General features: G+C 63.0%; 1 pseudogene. It reads right to left on the bottom strand.

Annotated features, from left to right (window positions below):
• Positions 1–83: 83 nt before the first annotated feature.
• Positions 84–441 (bottom strand): annotated as a pseudogene (locus JQ845_RS22885) (citrate transporter); the annotation flags it as partial.

Raw genomic sequence — 441 nt, 5'->3', positions numbered from 1 at the left:
GCCGGCTTGCCAGCGATGTGAGCACCTCGGTCGTGCGAGTAAAACGAGCTGAATCTATCGCTGGCAACCCGGCCCGTGCCGGGTCAGAGGCTGCTGTACAGCGGGAATGTTCCCGGCAACAGGGCCGCCACCATGATGAACAGGCACACCAGTACCGCCCATTTGAGGGTGAAGCGCTGGTGGTCACCGAATTCGATGCCGGCCAGGGCTACCAGCAAGTAGGTGGAGGGCACCAACAGGCTGAGCAAGTGAACCGGCTGGCCCACGATCGAGGCGCGGGCCATTTCGGCGGCCGTAATCCCGTAGTGGCTGGCGGCTTCGGCCAGTACCGGCAACACGCCGTAGTAGAACGCATCGTTGGGCCTGAAGAAGGTGAACGGCATGATCACCAGTTCGGTAATCACCGCCAGATAAGCACCGACGGCCGCGGGGATTCCGGCC

This window comes from Pseudomonas paraversuta (genome assembly GCF_904063065.1).
Taxonomy (GTDB): Bacteria; Pseudomonadota; Gammaproteobacteria; order Pseudomonadales; family Pseudomonadaceae; genus Aquipseudomonas; species Aquipseudomonas paraversuta.
Note: the sequence above shows the minus strand (reverse complement) of the source record. Positions and strands in the feature narration are given on the sequence as shown.